Annotated in this window: 19 protein-coding genes and 1 pseudogene; 11 read left to right on the forward strand and 9 right to left on the reverse strand. The window is 30.8% G+C overall.

Annotated elements, in window-relative coordinates:
• Positions 1-34: 34 nt before the first annotated feature.
• The 3 genes from QZV12_RS06355 to QZV12_RS06365 all read right to left on the reverse strand — a co-directional run bounded on the left by QZV12_RS06355 (position 35) and on the right by QZV12_RS06365 (position 2,189).
• On the reverse strand, positions 35-946 hold the full coding sequence (locus tag QZV12_RS06355; protein ID WP_295618966.1) for a DUF5591 domain-containing protein: 912 nt from the start codon (positions 944-946) through the stop codon (positions 35-37).
• Between the two features lie 280 nt (positions 947-1,226).
• Positions 1,227-1,721, reverse strand: coding sequence for a TIGR00295 family protein (locus QZV12_RS06360; protein WP_295618969.1), 495 nt, complete (start codon positions 1,719-1,721; stop codon positions 1,227-1,229).
• Positions 1,722-1,919: 198 nt separating this feature from the next.
• On the reverse strand, positions 1,920-2,189 hold the full coding sequence (locus QZV12_RS06365; RefSeq protein WP_295618972.1) for a HypC/HybG/HupF family hydrogenase formation chaperone: 270 nt from the start codon (positions 2,187-2,189) through the stop codon (positions 1,920-1,922).
• Between the two features lie 458 nt (positions 2,190-2,647).
• Here QZV12_RS06365 and QZV12_RS06370 point away from each other — a divergent pair, with 458 nt between their 5' ends.
• The 3 genes from QZV12_RS06370 to QZV12_RS06380 all read left to right on the forward strand — a co-directional run bounded on the left by QZV12_RS06370 (position 2,648) and on the right by QZV12_RS06380 (position 7,760).
• Positions 2,648-3,388 carry a hypothetical protein gene (locus tag QZV12_RS06370; RefSeq protein ID WP_295618975.1) on the forward strand — a complete coding sequence of 247 codons (741 nt, stop codon included), beginning with the start codon at positions 2,648-2,650 and terminating at the stop codon, positions 3,386-3,388.
• A 23-nt stretch (positions 3,389-3,411) separates the two neighbouring features.
• Positions 3,412-6,018, forward strand: a complete 2,607-nt coding sequence (locus QZV12_RS06375; RefSeq protein ID WP_295618978.1) for a C1 family peptidase — start codon at positions 3,412-3,414, stop codon at positions 6,016-6,018.
• Positions 6,019-6,392: 374 nt separating this feature from the next.
• On the forward strand, positions 6,393-7,760 hold the full coding sequence (locus tag QZV12_RS06380) for an NAD(P)/FAD-dependent oxidoreductase (RefSeq protein ID WP_295618981.1): 1,368 nt from the start codon (positions 6,393-6,395) through the stop codon (positions 7,758-7,760).
• A gap of 253 nt (positions 7,761-8,013) precedes the next feature.
• On the opposite strand, the gene QZV12_RS06385 is transcribed toward QZV12_RS06380, so the two are convergent.
• The 3 genes from QZV12_RS06385 to QZV12_RS06395 form a co-directional block, all read right to left on the reverse strand.
• A complete protein-coding gene (locus QZV12_RS06385) occupies positions 8,014-8,502 on the reverse strand; it encodes a nitroreductase family protein (protein WP_295618984.1) in 489 nt (162 codons plus the stop codon).
• A 159-nt stretch (positions 8,503-8,661) separates the two neighbouring features.
• A complete protein-coding gene (locus tag QZV12_RS06390) occupies positions 8,662-9,618 on the reverse strand; it encodes a cell wall biosynthesis protein (RefSeq protein ID WP_295618987.1) in 957 nt (318 codons plus the stop codon).
• A 507-nt stretch (positions 9,619-10,125) separates the two neighbouring features.
• Complete coding sequence (locus tag QZV12_RS06395; protein WP_295618990.1) at positions 10,126-11,187, reverse strand: mRNA surveillance protein pelota; 1,062 nt, start codon at positions 11,185-11,187, stop codon at positions 10,126-10,128.
• A gap of 361 nt (positions 11,188-11,548) precedes the next feature.
• Here QZV12_RS06395 and QZV12_RS06400 point away from each other — a divergent pair, with 361 nt between their 5' ends.
• The 5 genes and pseudogenes from QZV12_RS06400 to QZV12_RS06420 all read left to right on the forward strand — a co-directional run bounded on the left by QZV12_RS06400 (position 11,549) and on the right by QZV12_RS06420 (position 15,734).
• Positions 11,549-12,856: a prephenate dehydrogenase gene (locus QZV12_RS06400; RefSeq protein WP_295618993.1), complete on the forward strand. Its 1,308-nt coding sequence runs from the start codon at positions 11,549-11,551 to the stop codon at positions 12,854-12,856.
• 426 nt (positions 12,857-13,282) lie between these two features.
• Positions 13,283-14,350, forward strand: a pseudogene (locus QZV12_RS06405) (ClC family H(+)/Cl(-) exchange transporter).
• Between the two features lie 22 nt (positions 14,351-14,372).
• Positions 14,373-14,606 (forward strand): TrkA C-terminal domain-containing protein, encoded by a 234-nt coding sequence (locus QZV12_RS06410; RefSeq protein ID WP_295618996.1) that lies wholly within the window; start codon positions 14,373-14,375, stop codon positions 14,604-14,606.
• Positions 14,607-14,793: 187 nt separating this feature from the next.
• Entirely contained in the window at positions 14,794-15,132 is a 339-nt protein-coding gene (locus QZV12_RS06415) for a NifB/NifX family molybdenum-iron cluster-binding protein (RefSeq protein ID WP_295618999.1), read from the forward strand.
• A 20-nt stretch (positions 15,133-15,152) separates the two neighbouring features.
• On the forward strand, positions 15,153-15,734 hold the full coding sequence (locus tag QZV12_RS06420; RefSeq protein WP_295619002.1) for a flavin reductase family protein: 582 nt from the start codon (positions 15,153-15,155) through the stop codon (positions 15,732-15,734).
• A 262-nt stretch (positions 15,735-15,996) separates the two neighbouring features.
• Here QZV12_RS06420 and QZV12_RS06425 read toward each other — a convergent pair whose 3' ends face one another.
• The 3 genes from QZV12_RS06425 to QZV12_RS06435 all read right to left on the reverse strand — a co-directional run bounded on the left by QZV12_RS06425 (position 15,997) and on the right by QZV12_RS06435 (position 19,848).
• The gene (locus QZV12_RS06425) at positions 15,997-17,439 is read right to left on the reverse strand and encodes a glutamate--cysteine ligase (RefSeq protein WP_295619005.1); all 1,443 of its coding nucleotides are present in this window, start codon (positions 17,437-17,439) and stop codon (positions 15,997-15,999) included.
• 21 nt (positions 17,440-17,460) lie between these two features.
• Positions 17,461-18,861, reverse strand: a complete 1,401-nt coding sequence (locus QZV12_RS06430) for a hypothetical protein (protein WP_295619008.1) — start codon at positions 18,859-18,861, stop codon at positions 17,461-17,463.
• 186 nt (positions 18,862-19,047) lie between these two features.
• A complete protein-coding gene (locus QZV12_RS06435; RefSeq protein ID WP_295619011.1) occupies positions 19,048-19,848 on the reverse strand; it encodes a class II glutamine amidotransferase in 801 nt (266 codons plus the stop codon).
• A gap of 847 nt (positions 19,849-20,695) precedes the next feature.
• Here QZV12_RS06435 and QZV12_RS06440 point away from each other — a divergent pair.
• The 3 genes from QZV12_RS06440 (at position 20,696) to QZV12_RS06450 (ending at position 24,208) form a co-directional block, all read left to right on the forward strand.
• Positions 20,696-21,271: a 30S ribosomal protein S3ae gene (locus tag QZV12_RS06440; RefSeq protein WP_295619014.1), complete on the forward strand. Its 576-nt coding sequence runs from the start codon at positions 20,696-20,698 to the stop codon at positions 21,269-21,271.
• 439 nt (positions 21,272-21,710) lie between these two features.
• Positions 21,711-22,409, forward strand: coding sequence for a TIGR00297 family protein (locus QZV12_RS06445; RefSeq protein ID WP_295619017.1), 699 nt, complete (start codon positions 21,711-21,713; stop codon positions 22,407-22,409).
• Between the two features lie 560 nt (positions 22,410-22,969).
• Positions 22,970-24,208 carry a 2,3-bisphosphoglycerate-independent phosphoglycerate mutase gene (locus tag QZV12_RS06450; RefSeq protein WP_295619020.1) on the forward strand — a complete coding sequence of 413 codons (1,239 nt, stop codon included), beginning with the start codon at positions 22,970-22,972 and terminating at the stop codon, positions 24,206-24,208.
• The last annotated feature ends 2 nt before the right edge of the window (positions 24,209-24,210 follow it).

The raw sequence follows: 24,210 nt of genomic DNA on the forward strand, positions 1-24,210 counted from the left end.
AATTAGTTTTAAGAAAAAATGACTTAAATTAAAACTAATTTTTTATTCTATGACGTATTTTTACTCCAATTCCATTTCTAGATTCAACCATTTCCTTACCGGTTAAAACAGCCTTTCCAACTGCTACAACTTCATCATTCCTTACAACAACAACTTCATCCTTAGGAAGAATGCTTGAATCTGCATTTACGATACCTGGAGCAAACAAGGAATTTGTCTTTAAGTCAAAATCAATTTCAACCACATGAATGCCTAATTCAGCAAGCCTTCTGCCTCCTTTAAGGTTAAGTGTGTATAATCCTACATCCCTATTAAGCAGAGCTATAGTTTTGCCATTTGAATAAAGGGTTCTGTGATATCTTCCTTTATCAACAACATCATCAGTGATTATAGCTTCAGCCTCTTGGCCAAATTGATATTTTGCAATTGATCTAAGCTCATTCAAAACCCTATCCCTATGCTTGGTTTTTGGGTATTTCTTAAGCTCTTCTCTTAACTTATATATAGAATCAGGTGAAGTAGGCCTACCGCCAACACAGACATAAGTGCAATTATCCAAATACTCCCGACAAACCTCTTCATAGCCTCCATCAACATTGGCAATAACAGGCTTGTCTCCAACATAATCTCTTAAAAGCTCTCCAGCCAATCTTATTTCATCATCATTCCAATCACCGGAAACCGCTACATCGTAGGATTGAATTGGAAATGTATTTTCCATTTCCCTTGGACAAATTCCAAATGGAGAAGTTACAATAACTTCCTGATAACCTTTAGTAGCTCTTCTAAACTTCTGATGTGATTGGGAATTAGAGTATGGCTTTTTCATACTGCATGGAAGGGCAACAACAACATCACCTAAAGGTGACATCATAGACATCCTTTCCCTCCATCTGACAACTTCAGGCCTATATAAAGACTCATCACTTGAACAAATAACTTTCATTCTTTGCCTCGTATAAATTGTGTAAAAATAAAATTATAATTTAATTATTAATAATTTAAATTTAATTCCTCATCAAATTAATGATTATTGTTAAATAAGTTAAAAGTTATTCTTATTAACAATTCTTAAATGAATATTTTAATTTATTAAATTTAATTCTCATTAATGTTAATGATTATTGTTAAATAATTTAAATTTAACTCTTATTTAATAATATTAAAGTTTATTATTATATAATTTTAGTGTTTAAATTAATGTTTAAAATCAGGTATCATCAAACTTATTCAAATCTTAAAACAAGCTCTTCATGTATTTCCTTGATTCTTTCAATGGAAGGATGATTTTCACCTAATTTCCTTTTCCACTTGTTTATGGTGAACTCAACATCAACCTCATCGGCACCATTAAATAGATTATCTGCATGAGAAACTATTTTTTCTTCCAATGTTTGAGGAATATAGCTTTTTACAGGCAATCCCAAATCCTTTGCATCATCTTCACTAAGACCTGTTCCAATATGCCTTTCAACAATATTGCATATTTCTTCAGAGTATCGTCTCTCCCTAAGAATTTGAGCGCCAATCACTGCATGTTCAATGGAATTGGTTTGGCTTCTGCCAATATCATGCAAAAGTCCCCCCACTCTAACAAGCTCCATATCAACATCCTCAAAATTAGAGGCTATTTCACATGCTTTTCTTGAAACTCCTTTAGAATGCTCAATCACCCATTCAGGACAATTCATTTCCTTCAACAATTCAATTTCTTCATCCATATAATCACAATTTAAGAATAATTGATCAACAGCATTAATATTTTGCAAATTAAATATAAAAATAGTTAAAAATAGTTTAATATATAAAAATAACTGAAATTTTAAAAATAGCTATTTGAAAATAGCCAAATATTAAAAAAATTAAACAAATAAAAAAATTAAAAAATAGAAAAAAATTAAAAAAATGAAATGGAAGAATTATAATCCTTCTTTCATCATCTTTTCACGTTCTCTATCTTCCTCTTCTAACATTTCCATTAATTCATCCCAGGACTCTAAAGATTCTTTTGCAGCTTGTTCTGATAATTTTTCAATAGCATATCCTGCATGAATCAAAACGTAATCGCCAATTTGTACATCTGGAAGAAGATCTAATTTTGCGTTTTGTCTTACTCCTCCAAAGTCTGCAGCACAAATGTTAGATTCAGTGTCAATTTCTACAATTTTAGCTGGTGCAGCAATACACATAAACAACTCTCCTTATTTTTTTAAATGAATTAAATTAATTTAAAATATTTATTTTAATCCAAAATCACTTCATTTTCTTTAAGCAAATTTTAAAATTTGTTTAATAAAATCGCTTTTCATTAATATTGTTATTATTGTTTTTAGATTATATAAATATTTTTATTTTATGAAACAAATTTACATCAACTTAAACATGGCAAAATCTAAGATAAAAGTTGGAAAAAACTAAAACTTAAATCAATGATTTCACCTTTAAACATTGTTTGAAAGAAAATATAACTTATTTTTTAAAAAAAAAAACGAGTTTTGATGATTATTTAACAATTTTGCCATGCAAGTAGGCACTTACATGCGAGAATCTTTAAATAGAGCCATTATAAGATATATAATGTAATAAAATTTTTAACAAACAAACTAAAAAAACTATTTTTTCTGAACACGATTTAAAAGGTATGAAAATGAGGCAAGAACTAAAGATAACTTCAATATTGCTAATAATGTTCATTCTTGCAAGCAGCATAACAATCGCTAGCGCAAGCGATGATATTGATAATGCCACTGCAAATGATAAAAGCATTATGCATATTGAAACTGAAAATATTGAACAAACAAGAATTAATCAAGATCCTGGAACTCTTGAACAAGCAGGAAATAATCAAGAACCAGGAACTCTTGAACAAACAGGAAATAATCAAGAACATAAAACTATTGAAGAAACTGAAAATAATCATATAGAAACTAAAACAGCTGATCAAAACATTCTTATGGGAATCTCAAAAAGTGATGAAGATATATCAGCACCTAATTCAAACCTATCCAAATTAAAAGATGAAATTTATGGAGAAAACCTGGAAAGCAATGTAGAAGCACGAATCAGCACAAATCCTATAATTAATGTACCATTGCCATCCCTACCTATCATGGGAGATGATCCAAAGGTATTGTATGTAGACCCAGATATATCATGGTTTGAAGATTTTGTAAGAACCACAACTTTTCGTAATTTGAAATCTGCACTTAAAGCAGCATCCCCTCATACCACCATCCTCCTAAAACCTGGAGTATACGGCGATAATAGCGATAGCGACTTAACTATTGAGAAGGAAGTGAGCATTGGAAGATGGGGAGAATATGGAGAAGTGATTTTCGAGGGATATGATGCTAAAAAGATTTTCAATATTCAAAAAACGTTAATTTAAATAACCTAATCTTTAGAAATTGTGTGAATGATTTTGGAGGAGCCCTAATTACCAATAGCAATTCCACTATCACAAACTGCACATTCAAAAATAACCGTGGCCGCTATGGTGGAGCAGTCAGCATTGCAGACAATAAGTCTTGTCTTTTTATAGACTGCAAATTCATAAACAATGCTGCTTCACTTGGTGGAGGTGCAATATACACTTGGAATGGGGAAGGCATATTTGAACAATGTGTTTTCAGCAACTGCACATCACAATTTGGAGGAGCTATCTTTTCATTAAATGGAAATTTGGCCTTAGACAATGATATCTTTCATGATAACCAAGCATTTGCTTTTGGTGGAGGAATCTACAAAAAATGGGGAAATTTAAGCATCTATAAAGGAAATTATGCGAATAACAGTGCATATTATGATAGAGGAGCTGTGTACATTATAAATGGAACATCCTCTATAGACGGAGCTTTATTTGAAGAAAACTTTGCAAATTATGGTGGAGACTCAATTCACTCAATTTCTACTGCCCTCAACTTGCATGAGCCACTATTCGAAAACGCTACTGGAAAAACCACCATTGAAACCAAATACATTAATCCATTTATTGATTTAGGCAATTACACAATGATTGTATCAAAGATTTCCCATGATTTAGAAAAAATGCCTTCATCCTTTAACCTGGCAGACCATGGATGGGTTACAAGTGTAAAATCCCAAGGACACACCGGTCTTTGTTGGGACTTCGCTGCGATTGCAGTGGTTGAATCTGCGGTGAAAAAAGCAACAGGAAAAGAACTTGACCTTTCTGAAAACCATTTGAAAAACATGATAGCTGAGTACTCTTCCTATGGATGGGATAGAGATCCAAATGAGGGAGGAAGCAAATGGACATCATTCCCATACTTCATTAATGCACTTGGACCTGTTTTGGAAGCCACAGAACCTTTAAAGACCTTTGGATTTTCACCATTGCTAGAAAACGTTCTCCTTGTTTCCAATATTGTAAACCTTAGCAGAGATAGAGACTTCCCTTTGGATAACTCTCATATTAAACAAGCTATCATGGACTATGGGGCAATTAGAGCCAGCATGAATGCAGACTACCATAATGGATACAATTATTATTCATATAAGGAAACCACCACCAATCATGCTGTAGCCATCGTAGGATGGGATGACAATTATGACAAGAAAAAGTTTGGAAATAACTGCCCAGAAAACGGAGCTTGGATAGCGAAAAATAGCTGGGGCAAAAATTCCGGCAAAGACGGTTATATCTATATTTCCTACTATGATAAGTCCTTTGCATATGAAGATTTAATATATGTGGTTTTTAATAATACAATGAAATTTGATAGAATTTACCAATATGACTATGGACTCTATAGGGATGAAATATGCCCAGATTCTTATGTAGCATATAAAAATGTTTACACAAGCATTAACGACGAGGACATCGGTGCAGTTTCAACATTTTTCTATGGAAACACTAATTGGACAGTTTCTGTATATGTAGGGGATAAATTACAGCACAAGCAATCTGGATGGACTGAAGACGTAGGTTACTTTACAATTAATTTGGATAAGCAAATTCGTGTAAAGAAAGGACAGAATTTTTCAGTTGCCATAGAAGTGAATAAAAAGATAATGCCATGCGTAAATAAAGATTTAAATAGTTTAACTTGTGGTAAAGGAGCATCTTATGTTTATTTATCTTCAAGCAAGAAATGGACTGGCTTAAATGATCAAAAAACTCCTTGTGTTGCAATAATAAAAGTCTACACTATAAATAAGGCTTCTGAAGATGTTATATATCCACTTGATAATGTAATTTACGGAAGTCCCGTCAACGTTACTTTCGACACTGAAAATCGCACTGCTATAAATTACCTCCTTAAAAAAGATGGAGAAATAATCTCATCAATGGAAGACATCAATGGAAATGAAATCATATTACCTGATTTGGAAATTGGAAATTATGAAATTACCATCAATTTCATAGGTACTGAATCCAATAAATCAGTTTCCTATTGTGCTAATTTCACAGTGAATAAAATTCCATCTCTGATTGAAATTGAAGACATTAGTCCAATAATCTATGGAAACAATCTAACTGTCAATTTCAATACTTCAAACATAAGCAATAATATATTCACTTATAGAGTTGCATATGATGGATTGAGAAAGGTAATGAATGAAACCTACATATCAAATGGAACAAACAATAGCATCACTCTCCCTACTTTAGATGCAGGTGATTATACAATCACAATCTATACTGGTGGAGATGACATGAATGCAAACAGCAGCGCATCCCATAACTTTACCATATCAAAAATCACTCCAACAGTGACAATTGACATTTGTAAAGAAAATAGTGAAGGAGAGCTTAAATTCAATGTAACAAGTGATGTTAGAGAATCATACTTGATTAGAATAGGAGAAAAAGGCAGATTTGTAGGTTTTACTAGGGCAGATTCAAAAATATGTACATTAAATGATATTCCTGATGGAAATTATACCCTAAGCCTTGAATCTACAGGAACACTCAACCTCAATAAAGTTAAGAAATTATATAATGTTACAGTGGATAGGACAGCTTCCATTTTTACAATGCAACCTGTCGAATAAAATAAAAAAAAAAAAAGTTTAAAAGCAATTATGATCTCATGATTAAATGAAGAAAATAATTCTTTTAAACAATATTTTACTATTTTTTAATAAAAACACATGTTAAAACACTAAAATAATAACTAATTTTAAATTAAAAATTAATAAAAATGTTATAAAAAAATAAACTAAATTTAAATAAAACACACTAATTTTAATAAAATAAACAAAATAAAAATAATAAAATCTAATTTTAATAAAATAAACTAATTTTAAATTATAAACTCTTTTTTGACTCATTTCTACAAATTTAAAAGCGAATTAAAAATTAATAAAAATTTTATAATAAAATAAACAAACTAAAAACTAATTAAAAAAACTTAAATAGGGATAAAATGGAAGAAATAAAAAAAATAAAAAACATAGTTATTGGTGCAGGCCCTGCAGGAAGGTTAGGCTCATTTGAATTAGGAAAATTAGGTGAGGAAACATTACTTATTGAAAAGAAATACATTGCAGGAACTTGCCTTAATGAAGGATGTATGGTTGTCTGTGCATTAACTGACATTAGCCGTTTTATAAGAACATTTAAAAGATTCAGCGAAATTGGATTCATTGATGGAAACATTAACTTTGATTATAAAACTGCATGTGACAACATTAAAAAGACACGATTGTTTCTCCGTAAGCTAAACCAGGAAGAAAACGAAAGCGTAAACAATAATGTTATCTATGGTGAGGCAAGTGTGGAAATAAATGATGAAGGAAAAATTATCGTTACAGTTAAACTGGACAATGACAACCCACTTCAAAAGGAAAATCTTAAAAATAAAGAAGTAAATATATATGAAGCTGAAAATTTATTGATAGCTACAGGTGCAAGGCCATTTATTCCAAATATCGATGGAGCAAATTATGCTTTAACAAGCAGCGATGTACTTAACTTAGAGGAAATTCCATCTAAATTAAACATAGTTGGTGGAGGAATAATAGCTACTGAATTGTCTAACATTTTCTCAAGCTTTGGAAGTGAAGTGAGAATCATTGCAAGATCAGAAATCCTCAAAGAATTAGAGCCTGAAATAAAAAGCTATGTTGTTAAAAAGCTTATTAATGAAGTTGAGATATGTGAAAATACAAATGTATTTGAAATAACTGAAAACTCAATCATTACAGACAAGGGAGAGTTTGAAGGAAAAACATTAATAGCTACTGGAAGAGTTCCAAACTCAGAAATAGTGGCAGATATTGTAGAGCTTAATGAAGATGGTTCCATTAAGGTAAATGAGTTTTTCCAAACCTCTAACCCACACATATACTCTGCAGGAGATGTTACTGGAGGAATAACCTTAACTCCTTATGCAAGAAAAGAGGGAATATCTGCTGCAAGAAATATGGCAGGATACTTGAATAAGTTTGAGGATAATATAGTTCCACAATCATTGACATTGGATTTGGATGTAAGTTTCACTCAAAAGCAAGAGACAGATGCAGATCTTGAAGACATAATTATTCCAGGTCTTGGAGGACCTCATGCATTCTGGAGAATAATGAAGGGAGAAACTGGACTTACTAAAATCTCATTGAATTCTGAAACAGACGAAATAGTAAGGGCAAGCCAAATATCCCCATCTTCAATTGATGATACTGCTTATCTTGCATTCCTAATGAATTTAGGCATAGATAAGGAAGCATTTGATGACTTCTTGGAAGTTCATCCATCTACAGATGCTTACTATAAAATCCTAAAGATTATGGGATGATAAAAAAATAGAACAATAAGCAATATCTAAAAAACTAAAATAAGAAAATAATAAAATAAGAAATTTAGAAAAGTAATCGAAAAAACAAAAATAGTTAAAAATATTAAAAAGGATAAAATATTCATTATTTTATCCAAAACTCTTTTTTTAAAAAAAAATAGAAAAAATTAATCAAACTTTTTTTAAAAAGATTGTCTATTTTAACCAATTAGCAAAAACTTCACTACGTGGGTTTGGTTCATTTGGTTCAAGCTTATTTTCCTAAAGCAACACCATATAATGGAGTGTGTCCTTCAGGTATGTGAAGCTTTTTCAAGTTTTCTTCAACACTGAAGTAAATAGCTATAAGACTTAACCAGCAGAACCCTATATCTAATCCTTCTGCTGCAAGAAGCATATTTTCAATAGCTGCAGAACAGTCTGCTTGCATGTTTGTTGCATCGGATTTTGCAGAAACAAATACAACTGTTGGAGCATTGTGCATTACATTTACTCCAGATTCAGCGATTGCTTCAAGGAACTCATCTCCGGAATTTGATAAAATATTGAGTACAGAGTCATTGATTTCTGCAAGGGTCTCTTTGTTTTGAACTACTGTGAAATGCCAAGGAGCTTCTCCTCTTGCGGTAGGAGCCATAACAGCTGCTTCCAATATCTTTTCAATCTTTTCATCTTCGATTTGTTCATCTTTATAAACTCTTACGCTTCTACGATTCTTAATAACATCAAAAACATCAACCATAAAATCACCATAATTAAATTTTAAATGATCTGTAATAATATTAAAATATTAAATTCTAGTCAAAACTGCATTAAAAGAAGGGATAAATTACCTTCAAAAATGCAATTGTACTGCATTAATTTAAGTAAACATTAAATCTGCATTTAAATAATCATTTAATTAATTTAACCTTCTTAAATCTGCAGGCTTTGTTCTAACATCCTTTTCAACTACTCTTTCAAGATTAGGAGAATATGGATTATATAATAGTCTTCTAAATCCAAGTGCAATTAATAAATTGTCTGTAACAATTTGTTGGCGCTGGCCGAGAATGATTTTTCTAAATAAGTCACCTAATCCTCCGCCAGTTAAAACATCCATAAACAAATCACCGAATGTCGGATTATTTATGTGCAATTTATTAATGAGGAATCTAGATAAGTTCTTTCTTCTTATGTATGCAATTAATGCAGTAGTTACAATGAATAATATTAAAGTTCCTAAAAATCCTCCAAGGATATAATATCCAATTCCTAATGCTAAAGCAAAAGTATGGTTACCTACTTCTCCCAACATAATCTTTCCAGAATAGTCTAAAGGAGCATAACCTAAACAGGTTACGAAAGTAAGCAATGGAACATAATATGCAGGAATCTGTGTGATAGGAGCAACACCTATAATTACAGTAGCGAGGATTGTGAATAAGCTCATAATAAAGACTACGCTTACTGCAGATCCTGGCTGCATATCTGCAATATTCATTGGTTGAATCATCAATGCAACTAAGATAGAAGAAAGGCCCATAAGAGGATAACCTAATCCTATAACACATAGCATACCTATTCCTCTGGCAAGCTGGCCTATTTCAATAGGTAAATTAGCTATTCTTTTTCTGCCAATCACATCATCAATTAGAGCACATAATCCCATCACTAAAACAAGATTGTTATATCCTGCAGGCAAGAACAAGCTGATTATGATAAATGGGATGATACCTATTGCACGAGGAGTTCCTCCACGAACAGGTTCGTATAAATTACCCATATATCCACGCTTGCCTAAGAAACGGAATATTATATTTAATGCTCCAGTTCCGACTAATGAACATATAAATACAATGAATAATTCTAAAAACATGTTTTAAAATCCTTTATTTTTTTTAAAATTCTATTAAATCATCAATAAATAATATTTTTTAAAATCTTAGTAAAACAAGAAATAAATCTCTTTATTTTAAAAGATTTATGAATGATTTTGCTAATAAATATAGTATAGTTTATTTTTATAATTTTTAATATATAATTTTTATTTAAAAAACATTAAGAAAATAGGATAAAAAAATTAATTATGCATTTTCATTTTAAGAAAATATTGAAAAAAATGGGTGAAAAATAAACTAAAATCCAATTTAATTTTTAAGAAAAATATTAAAAAAAATCTGATAAAAAATAAAACAAAAACAAATTCCCTTTTTAAGAAAAATATTAAAAAAAATCTGATAAAAAATAAAAAAATTCCCTTTTTAAGAAAAATATTAAAAAAAATCTGATAAAAAATAAAATAAATTCAAATTTCATTAAAAAAATGATAAAAATAAATAATAAGGCAAAAAATAGTGAAAAAACAAGATATGAACATTTAGAATTAGGAAATGGCATATCTTAAAGTGGCAGCTAAACCACCTAATCCTTCAAGCTGCTTTCCCCCTTCATGTTCACTGCTTATCACTAAAACTTCACCAGACATGTTTTCAACCATGTCCATAGATTCCTCCAAGTCTTCACTTCTTATCAGCTTATCCAAAACAAGCAACTTGTCAATAGCTCCCAAATTAATTGCTTCCTTAACTTGGTCTTTACCATAAACAACCAAATTTGAGGCTTTTGCAATTTCCTGAAGTATTTCATTTACAGCTGCGATTTCAAATGCAACCCTATTTTCAGTAGCTAACTTTTCAACAGTTCCTTTTTTGAGAACTTCATTGATTCCTACACGTCCGCCAGATCCAGTTGATTCCAAAATGGACTTTTTAGCCAAATTACTATGCTTGGATTCCAAATACTTGAAGAAATCATTCTTATAAAAGCCAGGACCTGCTAAAACTATTGTTTGAATATTATCAAACTTAAGAATGTAATCAACAATCTTTTGATAGAATTTCTCAATGTTTTTAGCCCTGTTTTTATCAATGATTCTTTTTCCGGAAACATTTCCCATTACAGGACCATAATATTCAATTCCAAATTGCCTCATCAATCCAAAGTCTGCAACATCATCTTCCAATACAACAATGATTGCAGATAACTTTTTAGATGCATCAATTGCCTGATTGATTCTTTTTAGAGCATATCCAGACCAATGCTCCTTATAGATTTTGATTGGAGTGTTCAGCTTAGCCTCAATGGTATGGTGAGAGCCAAGAGGAATCAAATCTTCAGGTCCCTTAATGATTGAACCTATTACCCTAAGCTTTCCTGTAAAGATGTGAAAGCTAACATCCTCTACAGAAACCCCTAAGGTGACTGTCCTTTTCACTCCCCTATCACTTCTTAACTTATCTCCAGTTGTATCCTGAATCCTCCTTGTTGTTTTGGAATAGACAGTATCACCTTCAGCGATTATATGGGACAAATGCCATAAGTCATCCAATGTTTCTGGAAGAAGTTCAATGATTCCTTTCTTTTTATCTTGATAAGTTATCTTCATGATTAAGCCTCTAAAATATGCAAATAAACTTTCTAAAATTAACTAAGCAAAAATATAAATATATTAAAAATATAAAGTATTAATTTCATATATTACTATAAAACAATATAAAATATGATTATCGATAATATATAAAATTAAGCAATTTTCAATTAATTCGCTGCTAAAAAAATTAATTAAAAAAATATTTTATAACCAATCAATTATTTAAAAAAAAAAATTGATTAAAAAAAATATTTAATAACAAATCAATTATTTAAAAAAAAAATTGATTAAATGAATAATTAGCATTGAATAAATATTATCAACAAATGAACAATCAATATTACAAATTTAATTAATCAAAACCATAGGTAAAAACATGAAAATCGGAATTATTGGTGGAACACGAGGTTTAGGAAGAACCATAGCATGGTATTTGAAAGACTTTGAATATGATGTAACAGTAACTGGAAGAGATGACATAGTAGGAAAGCAAGTAAGCAAAGACCTTGGAATAAAATATTCCAGCGACAACAAGAAAATAGTCCAAAACAACGATATCGTAATTATTTCTGTTCCTATTTCAAGCACTGAAGGTGTTATAGAGGAATTAGCTCCATTCATGAAGGAAGGATCATTGATGATTGATGTGACTTCCGTAAAGGAAGGGCCAAGCAAAAAGATGCAGGAATGCTTGAAGGAGGGGGTAGAATTCATCCCAACTCACCCAGTCTTCGGTCCAAGGACTACCGATTTGAAAGGGCAAATAATCGTCCTTACACCAATTGAAAAAGGAAAATGGTACCCTAAGGTTTACAAGTTCCTTGAAGATAAGGGAATGAGAATAGTAGAAACAACTGCAGGACATCACGATGACATGATGGGTATTGTACAGGTTTTAACTCACTTTTCATATATTTCCACAGCTTCTGCAATTGAAAGGCTTAAAGTGGACATTAAGGATACTGAAAACTATGAAAGTCCAATCTATAACCTAATGATAGATACAATAGCTAGGATCGTATCCCAAAATCCTTATTTAACATATTCCATTCAACATGAAAACAAGAAGGGAAATAAAATCAGACAGGCCCTTTTCGATTCAATGTCTGAATTGAAAGAGGTATTGAATAATAATGAGGAAGAGAAGTTTGTTGAAATTGCACTTAGGGCAACCAAGCATATGGGAGATATCCAAGCTGCTCTCGGTAGAAGTGACAAGGCAATTTCAGCACTTACCCATGAGTATAATTTGCTCCTACAATCCATTGGATCAGAAGTTGGGCTAAAGCATATTTATTCAGACACAATTCATGTAGGAATAATTAAGGAAATATATTTGGATTTCCTTTATTTGGAAGATGAAAACGGCAAAGTCAAAAAGCTTAAGATATCCAATGTGGAAAAGCTGGATGATGAAGAGCTTTACCAATGGAAACTCAATAATGAAAAGATACATACACGAGACATCAGTGCTGTTTTCAGCAAGAATTCAGATCCACATGTCATAAAGGACACTTTGAAAAAATTTGAAGACATAATTGATGTGATAATAATTGACATTTATGATGGAAGCCCTATAAAAGAAAATCAAATCAGCTACACATTTAAGATAATCTCATTAAGTGAAGAATCAATTGAGGAATGTATTGAAACATTGGAAGGATTTGGTGGAATAAGCAGATAAGCATTATCCCAATAGATTTAGTTGAATCAACGAATAATCCTTAATTCAATAGCTTAAAAAGATTATAAAAATAATCCATTTAAAAAAATCTAACAACAAATTTTGAGGAAAACTATGAAAATGATTAAGCAAACATTAGGATTGAATGTAGATGACTCTAAATATTACATCAAACTAATTATAGAAGCTATTTTAATAGGATTATTCTCAGGATTAGTTGTATCATTATACAGATTTGGACTGGACAACTCTGAAAACATCCTATTTTCCACCTTAAAACACATACAGGGAGACTTGATGCTGTTTTTTTTTTTTTTTGTTTTTTTTTTTTTTTTTGATTATTTAAAACACATACAGGGAGACTTGATGCTGACTCTTGCATGGTTTGCCATACTTGCAGTTATGGGATTTATAACAGCTCTTTTAATGAAATGGGACCCTGACAGTTCAGGAAGTGGAATTCCTATAGTGATGGGTGAAGTGAAAGGATACTTTGATGTTTGCTGGTGGAAAACATTGGTAGCCAAGTTTATTGGAGGAACCCTTACAGCACTTGGAGGGCTTTCATTAGGAAGGGAAGGACCTTCTGTACAATTGGGAGCAATGGCTGCAAAAGGTGTTTCAAAATACTTGCCAAACAGCAAAACCGATGAAAAGCGTTTATTGGTTTGTGGAAGTGGAGCGGGACTTGCAGCAACCTTCAGCGCACCTCTTGCAGGATTCATATTTACCTTAGAGGAAATCAACAAAGGATTTGACAGGTCAATCGTCATTGTAGGATTGTTTTCAGCAGTTGTAGCAGATTTAGTGTCAAAAGCATTCTTTGGGCAAATCCCAATATTCCCATTTACATCATTGAACCTTCCATTAAACTATTTTTACCTATTGATTATTTTAGGAATCATTATATGAATATTAGGCTACATTTATAATGTAGGAATGATTAAAGCCTCTGAAATGTGGGATAAGTTAAGTTTCTTGCCATTGGAAATCAAATTTGTCATCGTATTTCTCATAACCGGATTAGTAGGTCTTTTCTTACCTAATGTCCTTGGAGGAGGATACTCCATGATGCATTTAATAGAGTTCACCTTGCCTCCATTATCCGTTTTGATTGTTCTTTTAATTGGAAAATACCTGCTTTTAATCTTCTGTTTCAGTTCCAATGCTCCTGGAGGAATATTCTATCCAGTTCTTGTTATTGGAGCATATATCGGTGCAATATTCAGTGCAATTGTTATTCCAATCTTTGGCTTGAATCCAATGATTGCATATAAGTTCATTATGATTTCAATGGCGGCTATGTTTGCAAGTTCAGTGAGAACTCCAATAACTGCAGTTGTGCTGATTGCTGAAATGACTGGAGTTACAAACTCACTTGTAGCAATGATTGTTGTAACCATACTTGCATACATCATTCCAACAATCCTTGGAAACGATCCGATTTATGAAACCTTGCTTATGAGATTATTGAAAAAAAAACAAAGGAATTGATTTCGATAAGACAAAAAGCATTTTGGAAGAGTATGTTGTGCCAATGGACTGTGCATTGATAGGAACTAAAATCTGGGAACTTCCGATTCCTAAGTCTGCTATGGTTGTATCAGTTGTCAGAAGCGGAAACACATTAATCCCAGATGAGGAATTGGAATTGAAGTATGCTGATGAATTATTCATTATAATGAATCAAAATACATATTCTGAAGATAATCAGAAAATTGAATCTTTAATTTACAATAATTGGAAATGAAAATAAAGAAAAATAGACTCACCAATTTACAATAATTGCAATGAAAATAAAGAAAAATAGACTCACCAATTTACAATAATTGCAATGAAAATAAATGAAAATAGAATCTTTAATTACAATAATCAGAAATAAAGGAAAAACAGACTCTTTAATAAAATAATTGAAAATAAGAAAAGGAGATTAGAAAATGAGAATCGCTGTAGCTTCATCAAATGGAGAAAATGTAGATTTGCACTTTGGAAAAGCAAGATCATTATATGTTTATGAATATAATGAAGAGAAGGATGAATTTAAGTTTATAGACCAAAGAAATGTTGAAATCGAAGTAGACATGAAACACCAAAATCCTAAAATTATTAAAGCCATTGAAGCTTGTGAAGTATGCATCTGCGAGCAATTTGGCCCTAAAGCTGCAATCTACTCAGAAGATGCAGGCTTAAAACTTGTTAAGGATGAAGGAACTGTTGAAGAGGTTTTAAGAAAATACATAGACCATGTAAATTTTATGAAAAACATTAAAATTTAAACAAATAGAGTTCAGATAAAATGTCAAAAATTGATTTGAAACCAAGAGGAATGATGTATCCTGCTCCAGCAGTTATTGCATCTGCATATGATAAAGATGGAAAGGCAGATTCATGCACCCTTGCATTTGCAACAATGTGTAGCCATAAGCCTCCTGCAGTAATGATTGCAATCAATTCAACTGCTAAGCGAAAGACACTTAAAAGCATATTGGAAAGAAAGGAGTTTGCTTTAGGATTTCCAACAATAGATCAAGTTGCAGAAACCGATTACATTGGAATGGCATCAGGATATGATGTAGATAAGATTGAAAAGGTAGGTTTCACTACAACTAAAGCAAAAAAAGTCAATGCACCAATCATAAATGAAATGAAAGTCAGCATAGAATGCAAAGTCATGAATATTGTTGAAGTAGGTAGCCATACCCAAATAACTGGAGAAATTGTAAACATTCAAGCAGATGAAGAGGTTATAGGGGAAAAAGGAAAAGTTGATTTAAAATTGCTTAATCCAATAGTTTATGATGATGTCCTATATGACTACTACCAAGTGGGAGATAAAATAGCTGATGCATTTAATGTGGGAGTTAAGTTCAGAAAATAATTCCCATATAACTATTTTTAAAAAGAATAAAAAAAAAGAAAATATTAGCAAAATAGCTAATTAAAAAAGAATAAATAAAAAAATAACTTCAAAATAACTATTTCTAAAAGAAAAAAATAAAAAATAAAATATTAGCAAGATAACTAATTAAAAAAGAATAAATAAAAAAATAACTTCAAAATAACTATTTCTAAAAGAAAAAAATAAAAAATAAAATATTAGCAAAATAGCTAATTAAAAAAGAATAATAAAAAATTAAAGATTACTTTTTAGCCCCTTGAAGAGCAATAGGAACATATTCTTTATATTTTTCATGATTCAATAAGTCTCTGTGCTCTAAAAGATACTTGCTTGTTAATTTATTAATCTGAGACAACTTTAATTGGCTATTTATATATCCTTTTTCTTTAACTAGCTTAACAAGCCCTTTTCCATAAGTCAAAGATGGATCCACAACTCTTTGCCTCATTGAATCTACCAATGATTGGCTACCAATGTTTAAGGTTCTGCACATTTCATCGATTTCATCAAGAATCTTTAATCCCCATTCTTCCAAACTGATTTCCTCACCATCTTTAAGCAATTTCATATTATAATCATAAGCTGATTCATCCACCATTTCTTCATTGTAAATGGCTTCCTCTTGCCAATTTTCATAATCAGACTCATCAGCAATCAATGAATAGATGAGGAATAAGTGAAGAAACTCCATATCCTTCTTAATTAAACCGCACTTATAAAATGGATTAATGTCCAAAGTCCTTATTTCTATATATTGAATTCCATCATTCCTTAAGGACAAAAGCACATCACTTGGGTCTTTAGGTTTCAATCTGATTTGAGTGTACAATTCCTTAGCCTGTGAAAGCTTACCTTCATCAATGAAGGACTGAACATCTCTTGCAAAAGCATCTACTGAATGATAATTAGGATATAAATGCTCTAAATTTTTATAGCCGCATGAAGCATTTCTGAATGAAGGACCTCTTTCACTATAGACTCCCCCATAATCATCACTATGTTCCATCAAATCGGTACATTCTGGAGTGAATGTATTGTGAGCTGCAACAGAACAGCCTGTAAGGTAGATTATAAGCCAAACATAACGAATGTAATTCCTTGATATCTTTAAATAAAGCATGTACTTAAATTCCTTATATGAAATACTTGAATTTTCATAACCCTCTATTTCACTAAAGTCCAAATTATCATAGAGCTTTTCTATCAGTTCATCCTTAAATGAAAAATTGAAATGAATTCCAGAAATCATTTGCTTTCTAAGGCCATATTTTTTAGCCAAACCCTTTCTATATTCCATTGACTCTTCAGCTAATTCCTTGCCCTTGTATTTTGCAATTGGGATTTTGCTTGAATCTGGAAGTATGCATGGCAATGATTGGAACCATAAATACTCATCATCATCTAAAGAACTGTTTACTACATCAGACATGAATGAAAAGAATGAAAAAGCCTCATCAATTGTATCAAATGCTGGAGTGATGATCTCTATTTGGCTTTCTGAGAAATCTGTTGTTATGAAGGGATTTGATAATTTGTTACCAAATATTTCAGGGTGTGGACTAAGGAACAACTCTCCATTTGCACGGACTCTTAATCCTTCCCATTCTATCCCAAAGGATCCCTTTCTTAAATCCTCTGCACTTGCATGCTTATGCAATTGAGATAAATTGAATATCCTATCCATTTTATCCTCCCATATATATAATTATAAATCACCATAATATTTAATGATTTTTTCTAAACTCTTTCCCTCTTCCAAGTAAAGCAGCATCCTTTTTCCAGGATTTGTTCTTTCATCAACATTTCTATATAATGGCTCCAAAAAAATTTCCTCACCAAGATTTCTTTCCTTCAAGCCCTCTTTTGCCAAATCCAATACATTTCTTGCAAGATCATATAATTGATCCTTATCAATGGAACTTGGTATTTCAGTTTTTATAAATAACTTACGAAGCTCTGTACTATTATAACAATCGTGAAATACAGGGGCGTAAAAAAATAGCTTTTCCAGTTCCTTAGTCTTATGTTTTAAGCCTACATGAAAAGCTGCAACAGACATAGAGTCTTTTATAGGCTGAGTGCAGACACTTCTATACTCAATAGTTCCTCTAAAAGTCAAATTAATAAATTTAAATGCCCTTAAATATTCAATATCATCTAAAGATGGCTTAAATTCTTTGCTTTTATAATTTCCCTTACAATAGTATTCTCCAGTAATGCTGTCACTATTGAAATATTCCCTTAAAGGCATTGAAGGGAAATTAATGTAAACCCCATCACGCATGACACAATAGATGTTTAAGGATTCAAGATAGGAAACCAATTCACGAATATCGCTAAACTCAATGCCATACATGCCGATATTATGTGGATTGATTCCATGAGTACTATACTCCCATAGATTATCCCTAAAGCAAACATAATCTTCATTATCCTCTAAAAGGACAGAATTGGAAAAGAGCAATGCCTTAATAGGCTCCAATTTAGAGAACACATTTATGTTTTCAATCAAATCATCATATGGAACATCCAATTGAACCTGAGAGGCACTTGAAAACATTCCATATCCAGGATAATCATAAAAATACATCAATGAATCAGAATAATTCTCAGCAGACTTTAAATGATTATAAAGCATTAAATATCTTTCATTTGGAATTGGAATCTCATTATTGTACTTTCTGTAAGGATTTATTCCCATGCCGCTTAAGGTGTGATTGTAGCTTTCAAACTCTTTTTTAATGAAAGCATAATATTCCTTAAATCTATCATTGATAGTGAATAAGTCCTCTTCCTTACCCATTGCAAATTTTATATTGTTATATGAACAGTCATAGCATACAATGTCATCGTTTTCCCGATTTCTTAAGGCATAAATATTTCCATCATAGTCAATGCCTTCAACTTCAAATGAATTGAATTGATTTTTAAATGATTCAGTTACACGATGAACTATATCAAAATCCACTGCTTCCTTATTAAGATTGATTATCGGAATCACAATTTCTATCCCAATATACTCCTTTTTGGATTTTTTAGTAGATTCCAAAAACATTTGACAAATTTTCTCTCTTATCATTTCATCTGTAATTGCATCATTTACCATTTTAATGCAACCCCCATATTTTTCAAATTTTCCTTAAAAAGAATAATATTCCCCATAAACTTCCAAAAGATCATAAACATAACAGAACATTCAACAAAGATATCAAAAGCCTTCAATAAGCAATATGACAATTACCATACATATTTTTCATCAACATATCAAAACCCACCAATAAGCAAATGACAATTACCATACATATTTTTCATCATCAACTTTTAAAGAATTGGCAAAATTCTCAATAAACCTAAGTTGCTCTTCAGTTTCGATATATTCACAGGAATGAAGCTTTGCTTCAAATAATATCTCACCATTCAAGAATGAGATAACAGTATTTAAAGGCAATTCCTCCCAATCATTAGAATCTAAAGGTTGAGTGGAAATGAAAACACCGCTTTCAGTTTTCAATTTATATAATGAATTTCTATAATTTGTGTGAACATACATCTGTTCCCCATCATAGACAATTAGATTCAATTTATTGGTATAGGCCATAAAACTTATTAAGTCAGAAATTATGTCGAACCTCTCTTTTAAACTTAAAGGCTCTCCCTTAAAAGATTCAAAATTATTTATATGATCAACAATAGCTAGCAGAATCCTTTCAGAATCGGTTTCCCCTTCTTCTATAGTGCTATATTTACATAAATCAGGGCAGTCAAAAATAGTCCCATTATGGATAAGAGTCCATCTCCTGCCGGAATTATCTTTTTTAACAAAAGGATGGCAATTATAGAAATCTCTCTCACCAATAGTGCCTAATCGAATGTGTGCTAAAGCACTTTTAGAAACAATTGGATTTAATAAAATATTTCCCAACATTATGCTGTTGCGAGCTTTAACAGGCTCTTTATATAGGCTGAATTTATCTGAATCCAAAATAGCTAATCCCCAACCATGAGGATGCTCTTCACAATGACTATAAAATTCTCTCAAATAATCATTAAGCTCTTCTTCCTTTGATGAACTAAATCCAAAGATCTCACACATTTTTTTACCTCCTCTTATTTTTTAAACAACATCACAAAATAATGTTATAACAATTGTTATATTTTTTATATTATTTAAATGTTTTAGTAGTCAACCGATTAAACAATTAGATATGAAATGCTTTAAACCAAGCAAAAACAATAAAGTTAAATGCTTTAATAGTCAAGCAATGAAATAAGGTTAAATGCTTTAGTAGCAAAGCAATAAAACAAGAATATCAAATGTTTTAGCAGCCAACCAAAAACAATAAGCATGAGACATAAGATATAAAAATTAAAATATGAAAATTAAAACATATTTAAAACAATAAATATAATAAAAGTATATTTTATTAAAACCATATAATAAATATATCATAAAATATTTGAAATTTTTTAATCATATCCAAAAAATGGAAGTCCAGATTAAAAAATTATATGAAAATTATAAAAAATTATAAAAATAAAACCTGAATATTAAAAATATTTATATACTATAAAAATCATAACTAACAATAACCTTTATGGGCGGGTTTTAAACTTATTTAAAACTTTTATGATATTATTTTAATTTAAATTTATAACTATTTTTGTATCTATTTTTAATATAAGGCCACTTCAGATATCTTAAGTGACATTAGCCCATTAAACCTGTGAATTTAATATTATATTTTTATTCTATCTAATGATTATTTCTGATTATTTCTTCAGACTTAATGCATTGGATTAAACTAAAACTTATATCATAGTCAAATCCCTATCCTATTTTAAAAATAATTATAGTTTAGCCTTGGCTATGTTTTATTAATAACAAAAAAATTAATTATTCTAAAAAATAATTACGTCAAAAACAACGGAGAAATGATATAATGGCAAAGAAACAAAGACGTAGAGTACGTGACACTTGGAAAGAAAAATCTTGGTATACTATTAAAACCCCTGTAGCATTCGGTGACAAAGAAATAGGTACCACCCCTGCAAGAGACCCAGAACTTGTATACGGAAGAACCGTAGAAGTAACCATGAGAGAATTAACCGGTGACTTCTCTAAACAATACATCAAATTACAATTTGAAGTAGACAATGTTGCTGGAGATATTGCAAACACCAAATTCACTGGACACAAAACCACTACCGATTATGTAAGAAGCATGATCAGAAGAGGAACCAGTAGAATCGACGCTCCTGTTATTGTAACTACCCAAGATGATCGTAAATTAAAACTCCATGTATTAGCTGTTACCACAAGAAGAGCAAAATCTTCCCAACAAAAATTCATGAGAGAAACCATTAAGGAATTAGTTACCAACGTAGCTGCAGAAAAAACCTTTGATGAACTTGTAGAAAACTCTGTAAACGGTAGATTAGCTTCTGAAATTTACCACAAAGCTAAAAAAATCTATCCTCTTAAAAGAGTCATCAAAAGTAAAGTATTAGACAAATAAATCTAATATTTTATCTTTTTCTTTTTTTTAACTTTTTTTAATCATTTATGCTTTTTTTAAACTATTTTTAACTCGTCTTAACTCAATGAAACTTCTTTTAAAAATCTAACATTATCTTAAAATGTCACATTTTAACTAATTTTGCACTAAACACTCTTTCTTAAAAAATTTAATCAAATTATAATAAATTTTAGCCAATTTTGCACTAAACACCCTTTCTTAAAAAATTTAATCAAATTATAATAAATTTTAGCCAAAATACCATTTTTAATAGTTTTTTAGGAATCCTTAACTAAAACAATTAAGAAAAGTATTTAAATAAGTTAAAACACTTAAATATAAATAAGAGTATATATTAATAAAAATTAGAATTTAAACATAAATAAGTATTGGATTTAAATTAATTAAAAATAATTAATTTCTTAATTGAAGTGATTATATGCAAAATACTATAATGGTAAATTGGGGATATGTATTACTCCTCTTTATTTTAGGAGCCATAAGCTATAAAAGAAAAAGCTTAGACATGTTAGGTTCCTTAATAATGATTTTTATGGGAATAACAATCATATTCTCAGCAGGTGTAAGTTGGTTTATTTTAATTGTTCTGTTCTTTATATTAAGCATATTTGCTACACGGTTTTCAAAGCCATATAAAAAAGAGATAGGGCAATATGAAAAAACCAGAACTGCAAAAAACGTAATCTCAAATGGTTTGGTTGCCTTTTTAATGGCAGCATTCGGAGGTTATTATCTTCCTTTTGCTGGAGGATTCATTGGTGCAGTAGCTACTGCAACAGCAGATACATTAGCTAGTGAAATAGGGGTTCTTCAAGAGCCACGTTTAATAACCACCTTTAGAAAAGTTCCAGCAGGAACTGATGGGGCAATATCAGTATTAGGAACTGCCGCAGCAATTACCGGTACAGGAATAATTGGATTTGCTGCATTTCTATTGGGAATAATACCAGATCCTTTAGTTTCAATTAAGATTTCAGTAATTTCTGGAACTTTAGGCTGTTTTATTGACAGCATACTTGGAGCAGTCCTTGAAAGAAGAAATTACATTAACAATGAACATGTAAACTTGCTTGCTACCATTTGTGGAGCAATTATAGGTATTGTTTCTGTAATGTAAAAAAACCAATTTATTTTTTATTTTTTTATAATTTATTTTTAAAAACTACTTTTTCAAATTTGAAAAGAATTATTTTTGTTTATTTTTAAAATTCTATTTTTAAAAACTATTTCTTTAAATTTAAAAAAATTTTTTATTATTTAAAATTCGACCTTCTTTTTTAAAATTATTTTTAAAATTTTATTTCTTATTCCCCATTTTATAAAAATAAATTAAATTTTATTTTTTTCTAAAATAAAACTGAATTTTTTCAATTTTTTTAAAATATTAAAGTCTTTTTTTAATTCTCCTTAACTAATTTACAAATCATCCTAAAAAACCTATTTTTAAAATTTATTTAATAAAATATCAAATAAATAAAAACAAGTTTTATAAACATATAAATTCATATATTTTATTAATAGTAATATTTTATACTGATTATAAAAAATGTTTTAAAAATAAGGCAAAGCATAAATTTTTTAAAATTATTTTTTTAAAATGCAATATTAAAAAAGATTTATAAAAAAAGGTATAAAACTTAATAATTCTATTATATTTCTTATTGAGATGGTGAAAATATGAAAGGAATGATACTTGTTATGGATGGGATGGCTGGACGTCCCTTAAAAGAACTCAACAATCAAACTACACTTCAAGCAGCTAAAACTCCAAATATGGATAAGATGGCTGAAAGAGGAATCACTGGATTAATGGACTCAATTGCACCTGGAATAATTCCAGGAAGTGATACTGCACACTTATCCATTTTAGGTTACAATCCTTACGAAGTATACACTGGAAGAGGCCCATTTGAAGCAGTAGGTGTTGGTGTAGATGTTATTCCTGGAGATATAGCATTCAGATGCAATTTTTCAACATCAGATGAAAATGGTATCATTACAGACAGACGTGCTGGAAGAATCAGAGAAGGAACCAAAGACATCATAGCTACATTAAATACTATGAAAATTGAAGGATATGAAGACATTCAAATCATCTTTAAGGAATCAACTGGACACAGAGCAGTTTTAGTCCTTAGAGGAGAAGGCTTGTCTGGCAAAGTAAGTGATGCAGATCCTAAAGTAGAAGGAAACAAGCCTAAAGTTGTTAAAGGACTTGACGGAAGTCCAGAAGCAGAAAAAACTGCAGACATTCTAAACAAGTTAGTGGCTAAATCTTATGAAATGACAAAAGACCATCCAATAAACCTTAAAAGAATAGAAGAAGGTGAAGCACCTGCAAATATAATCATTCCACGGGGTGCAGGTGAAGTCCCTGAAGTAGAACTTATCAATGACAAATATGAAGTAAACTCCGCTTGCATTGCAGAAACTGGACTTATTGTAGGAATAGGCCGTTTTGCAGGAATGGACATCATAGAAATGGAAGGGGTAACTGGAGGAACCGACACAAATCTCGAAAACATTAGAGACACTATTTTAGACCAAGTGAACAATAGTGAACATGACTTCTTCCTAATCAATATTGACGGCGCAGATGAAGCAGGCCACGATGGAAATGCTCAAGAAAAATTGGAATTCATTGAAAAGGTAGATAAAGTTGTAATGAGCGAACTCCTTAAATTGGAAGATGTCTATATCTTCTTAACTGCAGATCATTCAACTCCTATTTCTGTTAAAAACCATTCAGGAGACCTAGTTCCTATCTTGATAAATGGTCCTGAAGTAAGAGTGGATGATGTAAAAGAGTATAACGAGTATGCAGTGATGAAAGGTGGCATGTGCAGAATCAGAGGTGCTGATGTAATGAACATACTTACTGATTTAATGGGATATGCACATAAGTTTGGAGCTTAAAA

Origin of the sequence: uncultured Methanobrevibacter sp., from assembly GCF_902769175.1 — an archaeon.
Classification (GTDB): Archaea; Methanobacteriota; Methanobacteria; order Methanobacteriales; family Methanobacteriaceae; genus Methanobrevibacter.

Coding starts and splice junctions, on each gene's coding strand:
- QZV12_RS06435 (WP_295619011.1), bottom strand. CDS start 19,848: ATGTGTGAGATCTTTGGATTTAGTTCATCAAAGGAAGAAGAGCTTAAT.
- QZV12_RS06420 (WP_295619002.1), top strand. CDS start 15,153: ATGTCAAAAATTGATTTGAAACCAAGAGGAATGATGTATCCTGCTCCA.
- QZV12_RS06400 (WP_295618993.1), top strand. CDS start 11,549: ATGAAAATCGGAATTATTGGTGGAACACGAGGTTTAGGAAGAACCATA.
- QZV12_RS06395 (WP_295618990.1), bottom strand. CDS start 11,187: ATGAAGATAACTTATCAAGATAAAAAGAAAGGAATCATTGAACTTCTT.
- QZV12_RS06440 (WP_295619014.1), top strand. CDS start 20,696: ATGGCAAAGAAACAAAGACGTAGAGTACGTGACACTTGGAAAGAAAAA.
- QZV12_RS06415 (WP_295618999.1), top strand. CDS start 14,794: ATGAGAATCGCTGTAGCTTCATCAAATGGAGAAAATGTAGATTTGCAC.
- QZV12_RS06425 (WP_295619005.1), bottom strand. CDS start 17,439: ATGGATAGGATATTCAATTTATCTCAATTGCATAAGCATGCAAGTGCA.
- QZV12_RS06365 (WP_295618972.1), bottom strand. CDS start 2,189: ATGTGTATTGCTGCACCAGCTAAAATTGTAGAAATTGACACTGAATCT.
- QZV12_RS06430 (WP_295619008.1), bottom strand. CDS start 18,861: ATGGTAAATGATGCAATTACAGATGAAATGATAAGAGAGAAAATTTGT.
- QZV12_RS06450 (WP_295619020.1), top strand. CDS start 22,970: ATGAAAGGAATGATACTTGTTATGGATGGGATGGCTGGACGTCCCTTA.
- QZV12_RS06360 (WP_295618969.1), bottom strand. CDS start 1,721: ATGGATGAAGAAATTGAATTGTTGAAGGAAATGAATTGTCCTGAATGG.
- QZV12_RS06390 (WP_295618987.1), bottom strand. CDS start 9,618: ATGTTTTTAGAATTATTCATTGTATTTATATGTTCATTAGTCGGAACT.
- QZV12_RS06370 (WP_295618975.1), top strand. CDS start 2,648: ATGAGGCAAGAACTAAAGATAACTTCAATATTGCTAATAATGTTCATT.
- QZV12_RS06445 (WP_295619017.1), top strand. CDS start 21,711: ATGCAAAATACTATAATGGTAAATTGGGGATATGTATTACTCCTCTTT.
- QZV12_RS06380 (WP_295618981.1), top strand. CDS start 6,393: ATGGAAGAAATAAAAAAAATAAAAAACATAGTTATTGGTGCAGGCCCT.
- QZV12_RS06355 (WP_295618966.1), bottom strand. CDS start 946: ATGAAAGTTATTTGTTCAAGTGATGAGTCTTTATATAGGCCTGAAGTT.
- QZV12_RS06385 (WP_295618984.1), bottom strand. CDS start 8,502: ATGGTTGATGTTTTTGATGTTATTAAGAATCGTAGAAGCGTAAGAGTT.